Source organism: Synechococcus sp. KORDI-100, assembly GCF_000737535.1.
Lineage (GTDB): Bacteria > Cyanobacteriota > Cyanobacteriia > PCC-6307 > Cyanobiaceae > Parasynechococcus.
Map to the genome: position 1 here is coordinate 1,239,568 of NZ_CP006269.1, position 17,533 is coordinate 1,257,100.

Consider the following 17,533-nt stretch of genomic DNA (forward strand, 5'->3'; position numbering starts at 1 on the left):
ACTCTTTTTAGCACGATAATCACCTTGTTCGCCAATGTTGTCCAATTACTAATGCGTTTAGTTGCAGCCCTTGGATCAAACTTGATCAAAATACTGGAAGTAATTCTCCAATTCAATCCAACTATCGCAAACTGGCTTGAATTTTTGGGTCATCAAACGATGTAGACGTTGATTTGTGGGATGAGAGATGAAGCAACCTGCTTTTACTGGTGAACCAGTTTGATGGATGTTGGATGATTCGTCATAGTGTTTAAAGTGAGCTGACCGCATTACATCACAAAGAAGCGCTAATGGTGCGCCCGTTGATTCCCAGCCAGGGTCAACCCATAGTTTTCCGTAGCGCAGCATATCCTTTGATATGTAGTGGCATATTAACCATCCAACAATTTGCCCATTTGATTTTAGAACTCTGCTGTATTTTATAGACGGTTTCCAATTTATAGAATCGTCTGCTGGATTCCACGGTATACCGTAATCGTTCTGCTTAGAATATTTAATTCGTTCTTCCCATTGATCAAATTCGTTCATGCTGTAAGGTTCGATTGTCCATTTCACTGGCTGAAGCATTCGTTCTGTAGATCTTTCCAGTCTTTTTAACAGAGGGCCTACTCTCTTGAGGTTTGAAAGCGTAACAACAATTTTCCCGGGGTACTTCATCCAATGACCTGTATTTCCTGTTAGCAAACGAATGAATTGACTATACGAACCTGAATTTGGACACCCAATATGAAAACCATCCCATGACATGGTTTTGCTGAAATTGGTTATATGTTTCAAAAAAATCAAACCAATTTCATATTTATTGTATTCACTGCTAATCGAGATGCATAAAATACTAAGAAGAGTTCTTTTTTTTCCTTCAGGGCTCCAGGATGTGATTATTTTTGCAAGTAGTACTCCGCCATCGCTCGAAGTCCTTTGGTTACCTTTTCTTTGAAGATTGAGAGACCAGCCGATCACATCCCCTTCGGTGTATGTCGGCCCTGGGGCAAGTTGGTCCAGATAATTGCGTAGTAGCGGTGATAGAAGGCCTGCACACTGGTGGGCCGTCTTGGAATGAATCATCTCAATATTTGTAAAATGCTTAGTCATTTCTGGTTCATCTGTTGTTCGTTAATGTTATCAAGATCAGTCCTGTACAACAACATCAGCTTGGGGAGACTGCCCGAAGCTTCGACAGGTATGCGGTTGAAATAATTTATATGGTTCTGAGATGAATTTGACCGCTGACGGTGAAACCGACTTCTTCATTTTTGAGGCTCACAGCGTTGTCTAGCAAGCAAATAATTGATGGGATTCGAATTGTGGAACATTTTTTGACGCTACAATAGTGCAATTTGTTGGTTCCGTTGCCCAGGCAACAATCTTATTCCCGCGCATGCCGCCAATAATTAAATTACCCAAATATTCTGTATTCTGACCTATGGGCTGATGAGTTGATCATTTATTTCCGGCATTGCTTGCGTTTATCAGAAAACGTCTGAAGGTGAGGTTGATGCGTGATGTTGAAATTTTTCGACGGGTCGGTACGCCATGCATCCAGGCCTGCTGACACCCTGGATGCATGATCAGAAGATCACCATCGTTCAAAGGCAACGTGTGTTTTTCTTTTGCTTCTTGTTTGAGGCGTAGGCAAAAATCCCTGCTGGCGCCAAGTGAAAGTGAGGCGATCGGTTCCGCCTGGTTGATCTCGGGCTCGTCGTCGGCATGCCAACCCATGCGGTCGTCACCGCTGCGATACAGGTTGAGAAGGCATCCGTTGAACCTGGTCCCGCTGGCTGCGCTCACCTTCAACAGCAGAGGGATGAACCACTCTGGCCAACCCGTGCCCTGATGCACCGTGCCGCTGTAGCGGTAGCTCAGTCCATCGGCCGCCAGGAACGATGTCATTCGCGGGACTGGGTGTCGTCGCCCGTACAGCGTCACGATCGGTTGCTGCCAGTCGATCTGTTCCATCAATCGGATCCGCCACCATCTGGCTTCATCGGCTGGCAACCACGACATCTGAAGGGTCCATGGTTGACCCCCTGATTGAGCAGACTGTGTCACGACGCAATCGATCTGCTGTGACGTCCACTCTCGTGATTCTTGGGGCGAGCCTTATGGATGCCGGCAATATTGCTGGTCTGGCCCCCGTGATCGGACGCGAGCCTTTTGTTGACTCGATCTATGACAAAGGGGGAAACGTTCGCGCCTCCGACGGCCCTGTGCTGGGTGAGCATGTCGTGCGGCGTATGGGTGGCGACCCGATGAATCGTCAGCTGTTTGATGTGCTCTCGATTGAGCCTGCGCAATCCGTCGATGTTCACAACTACGCCCATGGTGGAGCTCAGTCTGATGGAGAACCCAGTCAATCGTTGTTTGGTCTCCGTGTGGGGATTGGTTTGACCGCTCAAGTTCAGTCCATGCAGCAACGTGCTGACTTCTATCAATCGCATGATGATGTGGATGTTTTGATCTCCGCCGGCGGCAATGATCTCCTCAACACCCTTGGTGACCTGAAACCTTTTGAACGGGTTTTATCAACAGAGAAAAACAATGACGACAGACGTTTCATGCGTTCCATTAGTCGTCCCATCAGCCGCAACATCATCCGTGCCGTTGATGACATCACAGGACTCGTTGATGAGATGGTTGTGATTGGTACGCTGCCAATCAGCGAGACACCGCGGGCCCGCAGACGTGCTTCAAAAGTGAAAGGCGCACGACAGGAGGATGTTCTTGAACTGCTCGACGCCATCAGTCTTGATCTTCAACGACGGCTCGGCAAAGCCTTTGATTCACGCCCGGACGTGGCCTTGCTCGATGGCCGCTCCCTTTGGACGCAGTTGGACAATCCCGTTTTTTTGGATGATGAGCATCCGAACAGTCGCACAAGCAAGCGATTCGCGACACTTGCCGTTCCACTTGCCGCTGAGCAGTTGCAGAGCTTTGGATTCGATGCATGAATCACCAACGCTCCATGACGACCAGTGAAGCGTGTGGTGGGTTGCGGTGAGAAGCCTCATAGAGTTCTGCAATGGGCGCACGAATCACAAAAGCTGAGTTTCTCAAGCGCGCGAAGCAACGCTTCGGCGATCAGTACGACTACTCCGCCATTCGCTGGCGCAGTTTCAAAAGCCCGGTGAAGATTCGATGTCGGAACCACCCAGTGCAGGTGATCTCGATCACTCCTGAAAAGCATCTGCAAACGCTCGGCGGCTGTCGCCATTGCCTGCGAGAGCGTCGCATCGCCTCACTGGAGCGCGAACTCAACCGCAAGTCCGTCGATCGCGGCGTGGTCACTGGCTCCTCGCCGTCAGCCACTCAGACTCACTCGCTGGTAGCAGAACCAGAGCCATTGCTGGAACAGCAGATTCCTGTGTGATCGCCACAGCGTCTGAGCTTGATCCGGGTTGAAGTTCTCGGGAGGTGGCACGTCACCCCGTGCCTTGTCACGCTCCATTTCATTCAGCAGCCGCCCGACGTTGTACTCGGGGTGCCCGAGATGCATCAGTTGCCGCTGGTCCGGGGTCTCGAAGATGGTGTATCCAACCCGCTCGCCATGGGCAAGCAAGCGCAGGCGTCCCTGACGCTGCGCCGATTCCATGGCGGCGTCCTCAAGACCGGCGTGACGGCTCTGCGGGCAGAGGAAGTGGTCGTCCTGGGTCCCCATCAGGGAATGGCCGGGCACCAGGCTGCGCAGGGGATACACCCCAAACAGCTTGCGATCGAACGGAATCTTGTCCACACCAGCCAGATAGGCAAGGGCAAATCCAGCCCAGCAAAGCCCCAGGGTGCTTGCGCAACTGCGGCGGGCTTCCTCGATCAGTTCCACCAGCTCCCGCCAGTAGCTCACCTGTTCAAAGGGGAGATGTTCCACAGGAGCCCCTGTGATGATCAAGCCATCCAGCGGGCCGCGGGCCATCGCCTCCTCCCAGCTGATGTAGAGCTCAGCGAGATGGCCCTGATCCCAGCTTTTATAGGCATGGGAACTGAGGCGGATCCAGATCGGTTCGATCTGAAGCACCGACAGGCCGAGGGGGTGCAGCAGATTGAATTCGTACTGCTTGCCCAGGGGCATGATGTTGAGGATGCCGATCCGCAGCGCCCGGATGTCCTGGCGTTCCGCCTGTGCAGGCTCAATCCAGGAGATGCGGTTGCGTTCAACCGACTCGATCTTGTGGTAACTGCGGGGGAGGATCAGCGCCATGACGGCTGGCTTGGCGTTAGGTCAGAACAGCGAGGGCTTGCTCGAAATCGGCCTTGATGTCGTCGATGTGCTCCAGTCCCACGGACACCCTCACCATCGTCGGAGTCACCCCTGCCGAGGCCTGCTCCTCCTCACTGAGCTGTTGGTGGGTGGTGGAGGCGGGATGGATCACAAGGGTTTTGGCATCGCCAACATTGGCCAGATGGCTCGCCAGCTCAAGACTGTCAATGAACCGCACGGCATCGTCATAGCCACCGGTGAGGGAGAACATCAGCATGCAGCCCATGCCACGTCCGGTGAGGTACTGCCTGGCGCGTCCGTTGTAGGGATCGTCCGGCAGCCCCGGGTAGCTGACATGGCCCACCTTCGGATGCTCCTGCAGCCAGCTTGCAAGGGCCATGGCGTTCTCAGTGTGACGTTCCACCCGAAGACTCAACGTCTCCAGTCCCTGAAGCAGCAAAAAGCTGTTGAACGGACTCAGGGCCGGGCCCCAGTCCCGAAGACTCTCCACGCGAGCACGCAGAGCGAAGGCGACGTTGCGGTTGTCGGGAACGCCCAGCATCTTGCAGATCTCGCTGCCGAATCCGAAGGCATCCCAGTGGACAAGCCCGTGATAAGCCGGACTCGGCTGGCTCATCAGCGGAAATTTGCCGTTGCCCCAATTGAAGGTGCCGGCATCGACGATCACACCGCCCAGGCTGGTTCCATGACCCCCGATCCATTTTGTGGCACTCTCCACCACCACATCGGCGCCGTGGTCAATCGGCTTCATCAGGGCGCCGCAGGCCCCCAGGGTGTTGTCCACGATCAGCGGGATGCCTCGCTCCATCGCCAGTGACGAGAGGCCTTCGAAATCAGGGATGTTGAAACGGGGGTTGCCCATCGCCTCGACGTAGATCCCCTTGGTGTTGTCGTCGATCTTGTCGGCAAAGCTCTCCACCTCATCGCCATCGGCGAAGCGAACGTCGATGCCGAGGCGCGGAAACTGCACCTTGAACTGGTTGTAGGTGCCGCCGTAGAGAAATGAGGTGGAAACAAAGTTGTCGCCAGCCTGCATGCAGTTGGTGATCGCCAGGAACTGCGCCGATTGTCCGGAGGCCGTCGCCACCGCCGCCATGCCGCCCTCCAGGGCGGCGACCCGTTTCTCGAAGACATCGGTCGTCGGGTTCATCAGGCGGGTGTAGATGTTCCCGAACTCCTTCAGGCCAAACAGATTGGCTCCGTGTTCAGCGTTGTTGAACACATAGGAGCTGGTTTGGTAGATCGGAACCGCCCGGGAATTGGTGGCGGGATCAGGGGATTGGCCGGCGTGGAGTTGAAGAGTTTCGAAACGCGGGGACATCAGGCCGTGACGATGGCTTCTCTCTCCGTTCTAAACGTCGACGAGGTCTCTAGACCTCAGTGAGTTCCTCCTTGTCCGTCTCTGCAAGAGACGGGAACTGGCTGCGCATCACAGCCTGAATGTCGCGCAGGGCGTTGGCGCGGAAATCTGCTGCTGCGGCGGCGGTCAGCAGCGGGTAGACCTGATCGCTCCCCTCGTCGTCACGCAGATGGCGCCAACGGCTCGATTCTTGTTCTTTCAAGGCATTGAGTGCGGCCTGAAAGTCGTAGGTGCGTGTGGATCCCAGTGCGGCTGCCCGACTGGCCAGGGTTTCGCGCACCGGGCTCAGGGCCTTGGCCTTCAGGGTGTCAGGAAGGCCGAGCACCGGTTGATAGTGATCCAGCAACTGAAGCTCCACGCTCAGCAGAATCGGCCAGGCTCCCTGCTCTCCCTCAGCTGTTTCCATCGCTGCCTCGGCGGCCTGCATGGCTTCAAGGTGAAAGACCAGCCATCGGTAATAGGTCTTGTCCTGGGTCGACTTCTTGGTGGAGCCCCGTCCCTTGACGATCGCAGGCAGTGCGTTTTCAGCCTTGCGCAGAAACAGACGATCCTCCCTTTCGAGGTTCATGGCACCCCAGCGCTGCCGGTACTCCCAGAGTTCGACGTAGCGGTTCACATCCGGCTCGCCCCAACCGAGGGCTTTCAGCTCATCACCGCGATGGGAGGTTTCCTTCGGCACCCGTTGGATCAATCACGCCAGGTCTCAGCGTAGAAGGCAGCCTTCTGGAGCTCACAAGAGACGCTCATACGGTGAGCTCACTCGGTGGTCTCACTCCGGGGCCCTGCTGGATGGGTTACGGCGGAGGTACTCCTGCACGCTGATCGGTGCACGTTGGACGTATCCAACAGGTAGCCAGAGATCACCAGCATCGGCATTGAAGTGAATCTCCCAGTGATACAAACCGGTGTAGGCGCTCGGATCCTCCTTGATCAGTGAGGCGTAGAGCATCACTGCTTTGCCGTAGTAGTCGCTGTTGTTGTACCCCCAGAGGCCGCGGCGGATGTCCTGAAGTCCACCGCGTCGCACCAGATAACGGGCAGCTGCCTGGATTGCATCGTGGGGATCACGGATGTCCCCCTTCCCGATACCGGCTTCAGCCCAGGTGGTGGGCAGGAACTGCATGGGCCCCTGGGCATTCGCCACCGAGACACCATCGATCCGTCCCATGCCTGTTTCCACGAGATTCACCGCAGCCAGCACTTCCCACTCGATGCCGGTGGCAGCTTCCGCTTTCTTGTAATACGCGATCAGCTGTTCGGCGGGTTCCGGTTGGATGATTCGCCAGGCCGGCAGCATCGAGGGTCGGCGTCCCCGGCTCATGCGCAGGAACTCTCGACGTGCCGCCAGGTGCCGTTCAGCAACACTGCGCCAGCGCTGGGGCAGTGCAGCAAGGACCTGCTGTGAGCGCGGGACATCGGCGGACAGCACCCGATAGATGACCTGTTGTTGGTGGCCAAGGTCCGGAAGTTGCTGCGGTCGAGTGGTCGGATCGCGTAAAGCCGTTTCGACCTCCGCCAGCAGGGTTGCCGTGGCGATCGGGTCAGCGGGAACAGCGGGGTAACGCCGTTGTTCCGGATCGGCTTGAACCGGTTGAGCTGGCGGGGAGGGAGAGGCCGACCCGGTCGGAGCAGCGCCCAGGGACTCGATTGCTGTGGCGCTCCGCTGCTGGCTGTGCAGCACACCCAGCGAAATCCCCAGAACGGTGACGAGGCCTGGGATCAGCACGATCGGACGGATCCGCATGGCAGCTGCTGCACGACGTCTGAACTTAAAGCGGCTCAGGGCTTAAGAAAGGTGCTGCGGCGATGGAAATCTGCTTTGCCCTCGTCGTGCCGCAGCGCCCAGTGGCTCAGCCCCATGGTCTTGTCCTCAAGAACAGTGGTGAGGGATAACTCCGGGCACACACCAGGCGACCACCAGGAGCTCAAGGGCAGCCGGGCATCGAGTCTGAGTTGATGGTGACGGCGCTTCAGTCGGATCACAGGTGGACTGTTGAGCGCTTGATTGTGTTGTCCATCTCGATAGCGATCGAAGCGATAGACAGCCCAGTCGCCATTGGGAGAGAGGTTGATCTCCCAGTAACGCTCTTCTCCAGGAATCGCCAGAAAGGCTTCGCAGCAGGTGGACTCCCAGAGATGATCCCGTCGCTGCCCCGCAGACTGCTCACCGTCAATCAGGCCTTCGGGTAGGACGAGGTCGCTGATGCCTCCTGAGCCAGGCATCAGAATGCCGTAGCTGAGCTCAAGCCATCCATCGGAGCTCCAGATCAGTTCAGCGCTGAGGCGCACGCCCTCGGGCAGCTGCTCTTCAAAAGCCACGAGGCTTGACGCTTGGCGCAGCATCACGGCTGGTCGGGCCATCTCAGAGAGGACCGGCTTCAGGCTTTGCCAGCTTGTTCACCAGGCTGCGGATCGCTGGTAGCTGGGTTTCGATGCTTTCGGTGAGCTGAAATTGCACGGCGGCTCTGTGAAGGTTGTGACCCGGGTAGTCGGTATGAAAGTAGACGTCACCCTCCAGGTGATCGGTGAGAAAACGCATACCCAGCTCGAGGGGAATCAGACGGATGCAGTCCGGCAGATAGTGCAGATCCCAATCGCTGAGAAAACCTCGAGCCACGCTGAGATATCCCGCCAGGATCGCCTCACAGAGAGAGAGGTCGAAACGTGCATCCTCTGGGTTGTCCGCCTCTTCTCCCACTGGATTGCAACAGGAGCGCAGACAATCTCCGATGTCGTAGTGAACAAGGCCTGGCTTCACCGTATCCAGATCGATCAAGCCCACAGCCTGACCGGTGGATTCATCGATCATCACGTTGTTGATCTTCGGGTCTCCATGAATCGGTCGATGCTGCAGTTCACCGCGGGCCAGCGCGCTTTCCAGAACGTCAATTCCGAGTCGACGGGCTTCGATGAAGGAGCAGGCCTGATTTAACAACGCGTTGCCTGGGTTGATGCGCTGTGAGGTCAGCACGAAATCGTAACGCTCCAGATACGCTGGCGTTACATGAAAGTTCGCAAGAGTGTCGGCCAGATTGCTCGCCGGGAGGTCGCTGATCAGGCTGTGGAACATGCCAAGGCCATAGCCGACTTCATGGGCGTGATCACAGCCTCGGATCACATCGGTGGTGGTGGCCGCGCCGATGTAGGAAATCGAACGCCAGAACTGACCGTTGTGTTCCACCCAGTGGGACTGCTGGCGACAGGGCACGACCCTGGGAACCTCCCAGCGTCGTCCCTGCAATTCCGGAGGCGGTGCTGCCAGTCGCCTCTGGACGTGCTCGCCGAGAGCCACCAGGTTGCGCATCACCAGGTCCGGCCGCTCGAACACGTTGGTGTTCAGGCGTTGCATCACGAAAGCGCCGTTCTGCCCACCCTGATAAGAACCCTCATAGGTCACCAGGAAGGTTTCGTTCACATTGCCGGAGCCAAGGGCGCGAATCTCAGTGATCCGTTCGCGCGGATGGAAGCGGTCGGCAATGGCTTCCAGGGCCTCGGTCATCCTTGGTCGCAATGGTCTCAACAAGCAACCATCGCGTTATTCCAGGGGGCGACCAGGGTTTGGTGTGCACAACAGCAGCCGACTCAGAGGCTGCAACGGATTTAGGCGTTCAACTGGCTCTCGATCGCATGCAGGAGTATGGCCAGTGTCTGGGGTCTGGGACTGTCCAAGGGCTTAGACAAGCCCTTGGACAGGAATTGGACTTTCAGCTATTGCTGTCCCTGTGGAGCTTTTCTTCAACAGCCAGCAAGATCCAATTGCTCATTGGCCTTCTGTCTTTCTCAGCCAGCTTTTTGACTGCCTCTGCCACTTCCAAAGGCAAGTTCACCATCAACCTCTTAGTCCTATATGGATTGATTGGAGCCAAGGCTTGAGAGCTTTGTAGTTAGGGTAGCTATGTTGTTGCAGAAGCTGTGATACTGCAGACTTCCAGCTATGAACTGGTGTGAGAAGTTGCTGCCTTGTTCTGAGAGCCCCAGAAGTCAGGTGACGGAAGTATTGCTCACCTAGTTTTGATTTTATGAACTCAGGACAGAATTATTTGAGGTGTCCCTATTCGTCGCTATTGTAATGTGCAACGACTGACAAGCTTTCTAATGAAAATTAGGCCACTTTTATTTGCATTAGCGAGTACGGCGTCAATAGCTACTTCAGCCTCTCCCGCTTGGAGTCAAGAATGGGCCTGCGTTAATGAATCCAATAACAACTTCACGACTGTTTGGCGAGTAAAGACGCTGCCCAAAGCATCTGTGTACCACGTTTCATCGTACATTCCCGGCAGAGGAAAAATTTTCAATGTCAACGAGAATTTAAACATAATAGGAAAACAAAATGAATTTATCTTTGCGTACAAAGATTCGACGAATGCGATGAACTTTTTTGTATTTAATACTGCTAGAAAAACTTATACGAGTAGTGGGCATTTTCTAGATGCCGAGCGGACCCCTGCCGCACTATTTTTTGTTTGTAAATAAGGAAGAGTTGAACTGCCATCGTCTCCCAGGCCTCGATGGCGTTGTGGCTCAGCATCCGTCGCCGGGTCTGCGGGATTGGGTAGTCCGGTGGTCGCCATTGAAACGTCCGCAAGATCAACCACTCCGCATGAGCCGTTGGCGTATCGGATTTGAACTGAACAACCTTGTGCTGATCAGCGTTCACAAGCCAACCCTCGCCACCTGACCTCACAGGTTGATCGTTGTGATCGGGGCGGAACCGAGGCATCGGTGAAGTCTGGCCAGCCATCTCGGATGGCATCGGTAGGGGTTTCCTGCACCTGAATGAATCGATCCCTCTTTCAGGTGAATGATCAGCAATCAAGATCACCCAATCGGGTGATGTGATCTGAAGGCAGACCGGCGATGGTGAATGTGTCCGAGGGGATGACTCTCACAATTCACAACTTTCAAACGAAACTGTTTACTTCAATCGCTGACGCTGCTGCGGTTATCGGGACATCATTTGTTTCCGTTAGCCCTGCCGAAGCAAGAACATATCAAGCAAGTTGTAATTTCAATAATGAAATTCGCAAGCCTTGCACAGTTGGTAGTAGCATGGGATTCTTGAAAATTACCTGGAAAGATGGCTTGCGGGAGGTATGCACCGTAGGCAGAAATATTATTGTTACCGATAAAAGAGGTGTTCGGTGGCTCTCTTGTTTGCAATCCTCTCCCTCATGAGTGGTTCTTCACAAGCCATGGAAGAGCCGAGGCACTATGACTCGGAACAAAGGGCGGCATCTATGACCAGCTATGTTCCCGATCCTTCACGTCCATGTGTATTTGGCCCGAAGAAAACCTATTTCAGATCATTTGCTGAATATTGCAATACGATGAAATTCCAAGGAAGGTTTCTGGCGGCTGTTTCAAGTGACTAAGTTATGAATTCTGAAGACTCATCCTGGAGACTTCCACCAATCAAATGAAACTACTCATTGCTGTTGCTTCCGCCGCTGCCGTATTTGGTAATTCACTGATCGCCGCCCCTTCTGCTGAGGCGAATCCACATCAATGTACATTCAATGGCATAAGTGAGAGCTGTTATCTGTCAAGACCAAACAACGATACAACTGTTATTCGGTGGCTTTCAGACAACAAGGTTGTTACTTATCAGTATTATAATTGTTATGAACCTTTCGGATCAACTAGATGTAAGGTCAAAATCATTGAAGACAACGGCAGGGTGTCTCATGGAAATTATTCAGGTAGTGGGAGAGGGGCATATATCGAATCAAATAATGGGAATGCAACCACCTATCCCCCTTTTTAGTCTCAGGCTTTGATTGGCAGGTCTCAAATTTGTATGGCGGGGTTTCTGTGTTTGCAGATCAGACATGGACAGGACTCATTAATGAGAGCTAGAGATGGATCAACCATGCAGCCATAAGGATGACTCGCGTTACAACTGCCTTTGCTGCTGCCTTAGCCCTGTTCTTGCCAATAGGACGCCCGTTGCTGGTTGGGCTGACACCTGCTGTTGGAATTGGAGCAGGGTTGCTGTCAACGCAGCAAGCTTATGCCATGACAGCGGAGGATTGGATTGTTTCTGGGAATCTAAAATACATTAATGATGATCTTCAAGGTGCGATTGCTGATTACACAAAGGCAATTGAAATTGACCCTAATTATGCTGCCATTTACTTAGTTCGCGCTAAAGCTAAGTATGAATTAAAGAATTACCAAGGAGCCATTGAAGATTATACAAAGGCAATTGAAATCAACCCGAAGTATGCCATGGCTATTTTCACTCGTGGCCTTGCTAGAAAATATGTAATCGGGGATTTGGAAGGCGCTTGTTCTGATTGGAGAAAAGCGGCAGAACTTGGGGATGAGGAAGCAGCTAATTGGGTTGAAGCAAGGTGCTGACATCTGACGCTGTCTGATTTCAATTCCTTTCAAAGCATTCCCCCATCATCAATGGCGGGGTTTTTTATTGTCAGAAGGAGTATCCCGTAAACCACCGAAGTTCCTGAATCCACGTTGATGTCCCCACTACCGGGGACATCAACGGAGCTAGATGGTGCTCGACTTGGGAGCTGTTCTTGCAGGGGTCGTGAGATCAAATTTCATCACGAGCATTGACTCTCTCGGACTAATTTTTCTTTTGTAATCGTGTTGAGGCCCTTTCCATAACCATCATCTCGCAATCTTCCGTATCCTACCTTCCTCTCGATTGCTTCATATGCGGTGATCTCCTCGTCGTAGATCGCTGTCGAACGTTGCAGACAATCCTGATCTAGCTTCTTGCCCTGAGTGCTTGAAGGCTTTGGAAAGCTGGCGTCAAAACGATTGGTTTCTGGCGTAATACTCGGCTCACTTGTTGGAAATTTTCCTTTATCAGTGATGTAAAAGTACGCTGCGGCCACCAAAAGCACCAGCGGGACCAACCACGAAAATTTCAAGTGCATAAAAGGCTTCCCTCCCGCTAAGGCGACATAAACATCAGTATTTATATTCTGTCTGGTGAATGTCCCCACTAATGGGGACATTCACCAGACAGAGACCGTCCTGATGGATCGCACCTTCAGCTTCCAGGGCAGCAGCGACCGCATGGCCCCGATTGCGCAGTAACCAAGCGCGTCGCTGTGGTGGCTCCGCTCCGGATCGCTTTTCTCCGGCTGGTCGGTGCCCTCCTCATAAACCATGAACCGCAGATTTCGAATCAGGTCTTGACACCGTGGGTTCACCTTCAGCCGCCGCCGTCCGCTGGCGCTGCAGATCAGCCAGTTCAACGTCTGATACTTGGACTTGATTGCTTATGGCGTCCACCGTTCGTGGATCCTGTTTCCACCCTTCTCCAGCAGGCTTTGGTCCGTAGTGGTGGCATCGGCCGCAGCACTCAGGGCCAACGACCCTGACCTCTTCAAACGCTGGCTAATTGCTGGCGTGCAAGACCTTGGGAAGCCTGCAGTGGAAGAGCTGCTTTGGGACTGGCATGCCCCGTTCTTGAGCGAAGCAGAGAATGACAGGCTGATTGCTTGGCACCTGGGGGTGAGCCTCTGAATCCCAGGTATCGCAGTGCTTCTGGCCCCCAGTGACCAACCTCACAGGCAGGGCTGACTCAGGTCAACAAGTGGTCCGGCGATTCCGGAGATGGTGTGTGCATCGGCGGGGGACACCCCAAAGAGACAAACCACACACTTAACAGAAAAATGACCTTCACTTTTGCGTCACGACCAGTTATTGATCAAGAGGCACTGCAAGAAGCTACAAGAGCGCAATTTATTGATAACAACGACGAATTGATTGGAGTGTCACCCGAGAGACTTGCAGTTTTGGCACAGGCAGCCGCAACGGCATCGACTCGTGAGGATCTTGTGAGTGTTGGGCACACTCTTATCCAAGGAGAGCTAGAGCAATTAGGAGCCCGAGGAATGCAAAACCTTCTTGATGGAGTTGCATCAGGGCCCATAAATGTAGAGAAGGAATTTGGACTTGTTGAAGAGGCTCCACATGGCAGTTACCTTGAAAATCATGCACGAAATGGTGCGGAAGATTCTAACAAAAATGATGTGCTCGCCAAGGCTCTATTCGGGAAGATATTCACTGATGTAGGGAGTCTCATAGCGGATGTAATTACAGGAGACAAGGAGGGCGCTACATGTAAGTTGGGCGGCATCGCAGGCGGATTATTTGGTGGTGTTTTGGGCATGCCTGGTGGCCCAGCAACCATGAACACTCTCTACACGGTGGGAAGCATTGCGATTGAAGAGGGTTGCCGTGCAGGCAGGGGTCTAGAAAGCAAGAGACTTGAGTCTGCTAACGTCATTGTTAAAACATACTCAAAATATAACCCACAAGCTGAAGACTCCTCTAGCGCGATTTCGCAACACAAATCAAATGGTTTTTACACCGAGAATCCATTGAATGAACATCTTACCGGAGAGAATTTTCTAGAAGGAAATCGTGACTATGACCTGAGAATGGAGGTTCTCAAAAATTATAACCCCACTAAGGATCCCAGCGAAGAGAATGCTGGCAATGGGTACCAAAGAATAATTGAGGACGTTGGGGTTATTCAAAGCATGGGATTTTTCCATGGCGGCACAAGTACTGGCGCATTCCAGGAACAAGGATCTCTTCGGTTGGATCAGCTCGACTTTTCAGGATTCCTTGGATCCCACGGTGGAACAAGCACAGGGGGTGGGCAACTAATTTGATGCAATTGTCGGGGAGCCTGACGTTCAATCACTGGACTGAAAGTCATACAAAACCCGCAAGGGAAAGACAGGGCAGTTTGATTGTGCTGATCGATCTCCCTACAAAACCTCACACACCACCCCGTCAGCATTGGCGGGGTTTCTCTTTACCTAAGCAAATAGGGGAACGCTTCAGACAGTCGCGTATAAACAATGACCTTCAACTAAGTGTTTAGCTATTGCTAAATGAGCCGCCTAATCGGCTATAGACAGCATTTATGATCACGCCCCTGAAACCAATCAATTCGACTAGTCACGATTATATATTTCTACATTTCGATGAATGCGTTTCAACGATTTTACCTGAACCCTCAACCATTTCGATGGTCAGCGTAGTTGATGTCAACGCATTTAAATCAAGTGTCTCCTCATAGACGATACCTTGCTCATCCTCAAGGCGTGTATCGACAAAAGTGAGCACCCCACTTTCGCTGGACACTAAGAACATATCCGCGTTTTCATCGAAGCCGCTTCTGATGCCACTTTCTGATGTTTCAAATGCTTTCAATAACCGAACTTTTGTTTGGCTTTTATTTATTTCGTAGATGTAGCCATTGCCCTTGAAAAAACCATCAACAAACACACATTCTACCACTGTAGTGCCCCTTTTTGGTGCAGCTTGGACGTGGTGGCCTAGCTGGATTCCAAAACAACCTAAAATGAGAAATAATCCATTGAATTGATAGAAGATTCTTGGCACAGAATTCAAGAGTGGGTTTAAATTCTAGCCCCCGTGAAGGAATTCCCTTCCTCGACGAGTTGTTTCAAATCTGTTGGGTAAGATACCAAAAGATCCACTTTCGCTTCACGCTTGCGGATGGGGTGATCTAATGACAATAATTCTTGACAGAAGAATCCCTTCTTGCTCTGTTCCTGCTGAATGAACTCGTCTCAGCACTAAGGGCTAACGACCCTGACACCTTCAAGCGTTGGCTTTGTGGCGGGGTAGAAGACCTAGGAACGCCTGCAGTGGAAGAGCTGCTTCTGAATTGGCTTGCCTCATTTCTAACTGAAAAAGAGCGGGACAGGCTTGTGGAATGGCACCTGGGCTGATCCTCGAGCCAATCTGGAGTATTGAGTACCCTGAATTCAAACCGATCAACCCATCCATGGCGATTTTTATCCAAATGTCAATTTGTCGTCAGTTTGAGCTGATTTGCTTGTCAATGTAGACAACACCTGGATTTCCGCTTAAGAATGAAGAGGTTCTTTAGGCACAGAAGATGTTCTTAGTTGACTTGAATTCAAAACCGCCGTCAATCAGTCCTCTGAAAAAACTTAAATCATGGAGTCAAATATGGGGAATCATTAAAAATTATGTGAATTGCAAGGTCAAATTAGCAGCATTATGCGTTCAAAAGCAGGTTGCTAACGAGTTTGATTTCCAGTCTGCATGGCGAACAAAATGGTTTGTTGCCTCTGCAACTCTTATGTCTATCATCGTCAGCCCTGCACCGGCACAGGCCTGGCCTGAAAAAGGTTTGGTGACTCACAAGGAAGATGACAACGGTAAATATACTATTGTTGATTTTAAGCAGCAGAATTGCAAGATCAGTGGTCCTTTAATTGATGGCCTTGATTTATACGCCTGTTTTGCTTATCTATCTGAGGACGCTAGTGTGATCTCCCTTTCGTACCTTATTGCAAGTGAAGACATTGAAATCAGAAAGCGTATTCAATGCAAGCTTTCCGATAATCCCAATCAAGCACTCATTTTTCATCCACAATATAAGGACAATGAATCCAGGAAGTCTTTTATAACGACGGTTAAAAGTAGAAATGTCGAGAAAGACGACAACGGCATTTATTATGGAAGCATAGTTATCGATGGATGGTGGTTGAGGTCAAACAAATTTGTAAATATGGGATTAAAGGATGCTAGGGCTAACGATATTTGTGGTCTTTCTATTTATTTCAAGCCCTCCAAGAAATTTATTCGTGCCATCAACGATCTTAGCAAATGAAATCAAGAGATCGTAGTATGCCGTCTTAAATCAATGGCAATGGACGAATATTTTAGAATACATTTCTGAGTGATCAATGTCGTCAGCAATTGCGGGGTCTTTGTTTCAAAGCGGAGTGTTTCGAATCGAACATCACTTGAAGCTGACCTCGGCCACAATTAATCCTTATATTAATGTGTTGTCAGTTCGGAGGAAGTCATTCAGGTTTTTATCGTTTAGTATCGGTATATATGTAAATGACTATGAATCGATTTTTGCTTCTCCTGCCGTTGACAATTTCTTGGATTAGTTGTTCTTTTCCAAACCCTGCCAATGCCGAGCCAACGCTTCAAGAGCGATTAGCGGTTTCGACTGCTATAGGGCAGCACGGACTGCTGTGTCAAATGATTGCTGAGAAGATCATTACCCCTGAGCAAGCTGAGAAGGCTGCCGATCTTGTTATTCGTGTCAACCTTGAAAGCTTTAAATCTATAAATTCAAATGATATTTCGTCGATGAAAAAAGCCTTCAACTGGGGTTGGGACTTCGCCGGGAAGCTCGGGAAGGATCTACACCCGGCTTGTCCTCTGGGTCCATCGCCTCTCTTGCCGTAGCTATTTGCTTCAGTTCCTTATTCTCACGTCCCCGCTAGTTATGGCGAGGTTTTTCTTTGCCCGAGCAGAGAAGGGAACACTTCAGGCAGTCACGTCTGACCCATGACCCTGACCCCTTCAAGCGTTGGCTACGTGGCGGGGTAGAGGACCTTGGAAAGCCTGCAGTGGAAGAGCTGCTTATTGACTGGCTTGCCCCATTTATGACTGAAGCGGAAAAGGACAGGCTGATTGCTTGGAACCTGGGGATGAGCCTTTAGTGCTTTTACATGCGATTGCAGCGGGTTGGTTATTGATGATTGTGATCATCCACTTCAGGAGCCCAGCTCATCCATGAGGCTTCCACTTAGAAGCTGTCCACGACTGACATCTAACTTTTTCACCAGTTCATGCAACAAAGCTGCCTCTTCCTTGTCAGGTGCATTCCCGCAACAGACCCTGCAAAGGGCTGCTCTCAGCTTTGAGTAGTCAGAGACAGCAATGGTGACTTGGATCTGGTCTTTAGCCATGCCAACAGTCTGGCTTCAACCAGCCTCAGGAGCCCACCCCATCTGCTTCTGCCAGGTGGGGGCCCAGAGCTTGCACAATTTCTTTAGGTGGTGACAACCACTGACTGAAGCTCGCTGAGACTGACTGATGGCTTACGGAGGTGCTGGTCCTGGAGCACAGGAGGGACCAAAGGCTGTTTTGCCTACCTGCGAGCCATGCCCAGA

General features: G+C 51.9%; 20 protein-coding genes. 7 read left to right on the forward strand and 13 right to left on the reverse strand.

From position 1 onward, the window contains the following. Positions 1–75: 75 nt before the first annotated feature. Together KR100_RS15695 and KR100_RS06285 are read right to left on the reverse strand one after the other, a co-directional pair. Entirely contained in the window at positions 76–1,092 is a 1,017-nt protein-coding gene (locus KR100_RS15695; protein ID WP_156097946.1) for a hypothetical protein, read from the reverse strand. A 348-nt stretch (positions 1,093–1,440) separates the two neighbouring features. Continuing rightward, complete coding sequence (locus tag KR100_RS06285; RefSeq protein ID WP_051847346.1) at positions 1,441–2,004, reverse strand: alpha-ketoglutarate-dependent dioxygenase AlkB; 564 nt, start codon at positions 2,002–2,004, stop codon at positions 1,441–1,443. Positions 2,005–2,015: 11 nt separating this feature from the next. On the opposite strand from KR100_RS06285, the gene KR100_RS06290 reads away from it, so the two are divergent. Continuing rightward, positions 2,016–2,948: an SGNH/GDSL hydrolase family protein gene (locus KR100_RS06290; RefSeq protein WP_051847347.1), complete on the forward strand. Its 933-nt coding sequence runs from the start codon at positions 2,016–2,018 to the stop codon at positions 2,946–2,948. Between the two features lie 71 nt (positions 2,949–3,019). After that, positions 3,020–3,367 (forward strand): hypothetical protein, encoded by a 348-nt coding sequence (locus tag KR100_RS06295; RefSeq protein ID WP_038544135.1) that lies wholly within the window; start codon positions 3,020–3,022, stop codon positions 3,365–3,367. On the opposite strand, the gene KR100_RS06300 is transcribed toward KR100_RS06295, so the two are convergent. The 7 genes from KR100_RS06300 to KR100_RS06335 form a co-directional block, all read right to left on the reverse strand. After that, positions 3,299–4,192, reverse strand: coding sequence for a homoserine O-succinyltransferase (locus tag KR100_RS06300; protein ID WP_038544138.1), 894 nt, complete (start codon positions 4,190–4,192; stop codon positions 3,299–3,301). The two genes, KR100_RS06295 and KR100_RS06300, sit on opposite strands and share 69 nt — an antisense overlap. A gap of 16 nt (positions 4,193–4,208) precedes the next feature. Further along, positions 4,209–5,534, reverse strand: coding sequence for an O-acetylhomoserine aminocarboxypropyltransferase/cysteine synthase family protein (locus KR100_RS06305; protein WP_038544140.1), 1,326 nt, complete (start codon positions 5,532–5,534; stop codon positions 4,209–4,211). 49 nt (positions 5,535–5,583) lie between these two features. Beyond that, the gene (locus tag KR100_RS06310) at positions 5,584–6,252 is read right to left on the reverse strand and encodes a hypothetical protein (RefSeq protein WP_038544142.1); all 669 of its coding nucleotides are present in this window, start codon (positions 6,250–6,252) and stop codon (positions 5,584–5,586) included. A 90-nt stretch (positions 6,253–6,342) separates the two neighbouring features. Beyond that, on the reverse strand, positions 6,343–7,317 hold the full coding sequence (locus tag KR100_RS06315) for a transglycosylase SLT domain-containing protein (protein WP_038544144.1): 975 nt from the start codon (positions 7,315–7,317) through the stop codon (positions 6,343–6,345). Between the two features lie 35 nt (positions 7,318–7,352). Next, the gene (locus tag KR100_RS06320) at positions 7,353–7,934 is read right to left on the reverse strand and encodes a DOMON-like domain-containing protein (protein WP_038544146.1); all 582 of its coding nucleotides are present in this window, start codon (positions 7,932–7,934) and stop codon (positions 7,353–7,355) included. Position 7,935: 1 nt separating this feature from the next. Next, positions 7,936–9,072 carry a phosphotransferase enzyme family protein gene (locus KR100_RS06325; RefSeq protein ID WP_038544149.1) on the reverse strand — a complete coding sequence of 379 codons (1,137 nt, stop codon included), beginning with the start codon at positions 9,070–9,072 and terminating at the stop codon, positions 7,936–7,938. Positions 9,073–9,966: 894 nt separating this feature from the next. Beyond that, positions 9,967–10,326: a DUF1651 domain-containing protein gene (locus tag KR100_RS06335; RefSeq protein ID WP_369793830.1), complete on the reverse strand. Its 360-nt coding sequence runs from the start codon at positions 10,324–10,326 to the stop codon at positions 9,967–9,969. 1,130 nt (positions 10,327–11,456) lie between these two features. Here KR100_RS06335 and KR100_RS06340 point away from each other — a divergent pair. Next, positions 11,457–11,933: a tetratricopeptide repeat protein gene (locus tag KR100_RS06340; RefSeq protein ID WP_051847348.1), complete on the forward strand. Its 477-nt coding sequence runs from the start codon at positions 11,457–11,459 to the stop codon at positions 11,931–11,933. A 203-nt stretch (positions 11,934–12,136) separates the two neighbouring features. Here the strand turns inward: KR100_RS06340 and KR100_RS06345 are convergent, their stop codons facing one another. Then, positions 12,137–12,454: a hypothetical protein gene (locus KR100_RS06345; protein WP_204207793.1), complete on the reverse strand. Its 318-nt coding sequence runs from the start codon at positions 12,452–12,454 to the stop codon at positions 12,137–12,139. A gap of 102 nt (positions 12,455–12,556) precedes the next feature. Continuing rightward, positions 12,557–12,799 (reverse strand): hypothetical protein, encoded by a 243-nt coding sequence (locus KR100_RS06350; RefSeq protein WP_038544155.1) that lies wholly within the window; start codon positions 12,797–12,799, stop codon positions 12,557–12,559. A gap of 420 nt (positions 12,800–13,219) precedes the next feature. Between KR100_RS06350 and KR100_RS06360 the strand changes: the two genes are divergently transcribed. Beyond that, positions 13,220–14,227 (forward strand): hypothetical protein, encoded by a 1,008-nt coding sequence (locus KR100_RS06360; RefSeq protein ID WP_156097949.1) that lies wholly within the window; start codon positions 13,220–13,222, stop codon positions 14,225–14,227. A gap of 298 nt (positions 14,228–14,525) precedes the next feature. Here the strand turns inward: KR100_RS06360 and KR100_RS06365 are convergent, their stop codons facing one another. Further along, on the reverse strand, positions 14,526–14,975 hold the full coding sequence (locus KR100_RS06365; protein WP_162176489.1) for a hypothetical protein: 450 nt from the start codon (positions 14,973–14,975) through the stop codon (positions 14,526–14,528). 134 nt (positions 14,976–15,109) lie between these two features. Between KR100_RS06365 and KR100_RS06370 the strand changes: the two genes are divergently transcribed. The 3 genes from KR100_RS06370 (at position 15,110) to KR100_RS06380 (ending at position 16,823) form a co-directional block, all read left to right on the forward strand. Further along, complete coding sequence (locus KR100_RS06370; protein ID WP_038544161.1) at positions 15,110–15,319, forward strand: hypothetical protein; 210 nt, start codon at positions 15,110–15,112, stop codon at positions 15,317–15,319. A 170-nt stretch (positions 15,320–15,489) separates the two neighbouring features. Continuing rightward, positions 15,490–16,230: a hypothetical protein gene (locus KR100_RS06375; protein WP_038544163.1), complete on the forward strand. Its 741-nt coding sequence runs from the start codon at positions 15,490–15,492 to the stop codon at positions 16,228–16,230. A 254-nt stretch (positions 16,231–16,484) separates the two neighbouring features. Further along, positions 16,485–16,823, forward strand: coding sequence for a hypothetical protein (locus tag KR100_RS06380; protein ID WP_156097951.1), 339 nt, complete (start codon positions 16,485–16,487; stop codon positions 16,821–16,823). Positions 16,824–17,134: 311 nt separating this feature from the next. Here the strand turns inward: KR100_RS06380 and KR100_RS06390 are convergent, their stop codons facing one another. After that, positions 17,135–17,329: a hypothetical protein gene (locus KR100_RS06390; protein WP_038544170.1), complete on the reverse strand. Its 195-nt coding sequence runs from the start codon at positions 17,327–17,329 to the stop codon at positions 17,135–17,137. Positions 17,330–17,533: the final 204 nt, after the last annotated feature.

Excerpts from the sequence above, each read along its gene's own strand:
- KR100_RS15695 (WP_156097946.1), bottom strand. The coding sequence starts at position 1,092 with ATGACTAAGCATTTTACAAATATTGAGATGATTCATTCCAAGACGGCC.
- KR100_RS06285 (WP_051847346.1), bottom strand. The coding sequence starts at position 2,004 with ATGTCGTGGTTGCCAGCCGATGAAGCCAGATGGTGGCGGATCCGATTG.
- KR100_RS06290 (WP_051847347.1), top strand. The coding sequence starts at position 2,016 with ATGGTTGACCCCCTGATTGAGCAGACTGTGTCACGACGCAATCGATCT.
- KR100_RS06295 (WP_038544135.1), top strand. The coding sequence starts at position 3,020 with ATGGGCGCACGAATCACAAAAGCTGAGTTTCTCAAGCGCGCGAAGCAA.
- KR100_RS06300 (WP_038544138.1), bottom strand. The coding sequence starts at position 4,192 with ATGGCGCTGATCCTCCCCCGCAGTTACCACAAGATCGAGTCGGTTGAA.
- KR100_RS06305 (WP_038544140.1), bottom strand. The coding sequence starts at position 5,534 with ATGTCCCCGCGTTTCGAAACTCTTCAACTCCACGCCGGCCAATCCCCT.
- KR100_RS06315 (WP_038544144.1), bottom strand. The coding sequence starts at position 7,317 with ATGCGGATCCGTCCGATCGTGCTGATCCCAGGCCTCGTCACCGTTCTG.
- KR100_RS06320 (WP_038544146.1), bottom strand. The coding sequence starts at position 7,934 with ATGGCCCGACCAGCCGTGATGCTGCGCCAAGCGTCAAGCCTCGTGGCT.
- KR100_RS06325 (WP_038544149.1), bottom strand. The coding sequence starts at position 9,072 with ATGACCGAGGCCCTGGAAGCCATTGCCGACCGCTTCCATCCGCGCGAA.
- KR100_RS06335 (WP_369793830.1), bottom strand. The coding sequence starts at position 10,326 with ATGCCATCCGAGATGGCTGGCCAGACTTCACCGATGCCTCGGTTCCGC.
- KR100_RS06340 (WP_051847348.1), top strand. The coding sequence starts at position 11,457 with ATGACTCGCGTTACAACTGCCTTTGCTGCTGCCTTAGCCCTGTTCTTG.
- KR100_RS06360 (WP_156097949.1), top strand. The coding sequence starts at position 13,220 with ATGACCTTCACTTTTGCGTCACGACCAGTTATTGATCAAGAGGCACTG.
- KR100_RS06375 (WP_038544163.1), top strand. The coding sequence starts at position 15,490 with ATGTTCTTAGTTGACTTGAATTCAAAACCGCCGTCAATCAGTCCTCTG.
- KR100_RS06390 (WP_038544170.1), bottom strand. The coding sequence starts at position 17,329 with ATGGCTAAAGACCAGATCCAAGTCACCATTGCTGTCTCTGACTACTCA.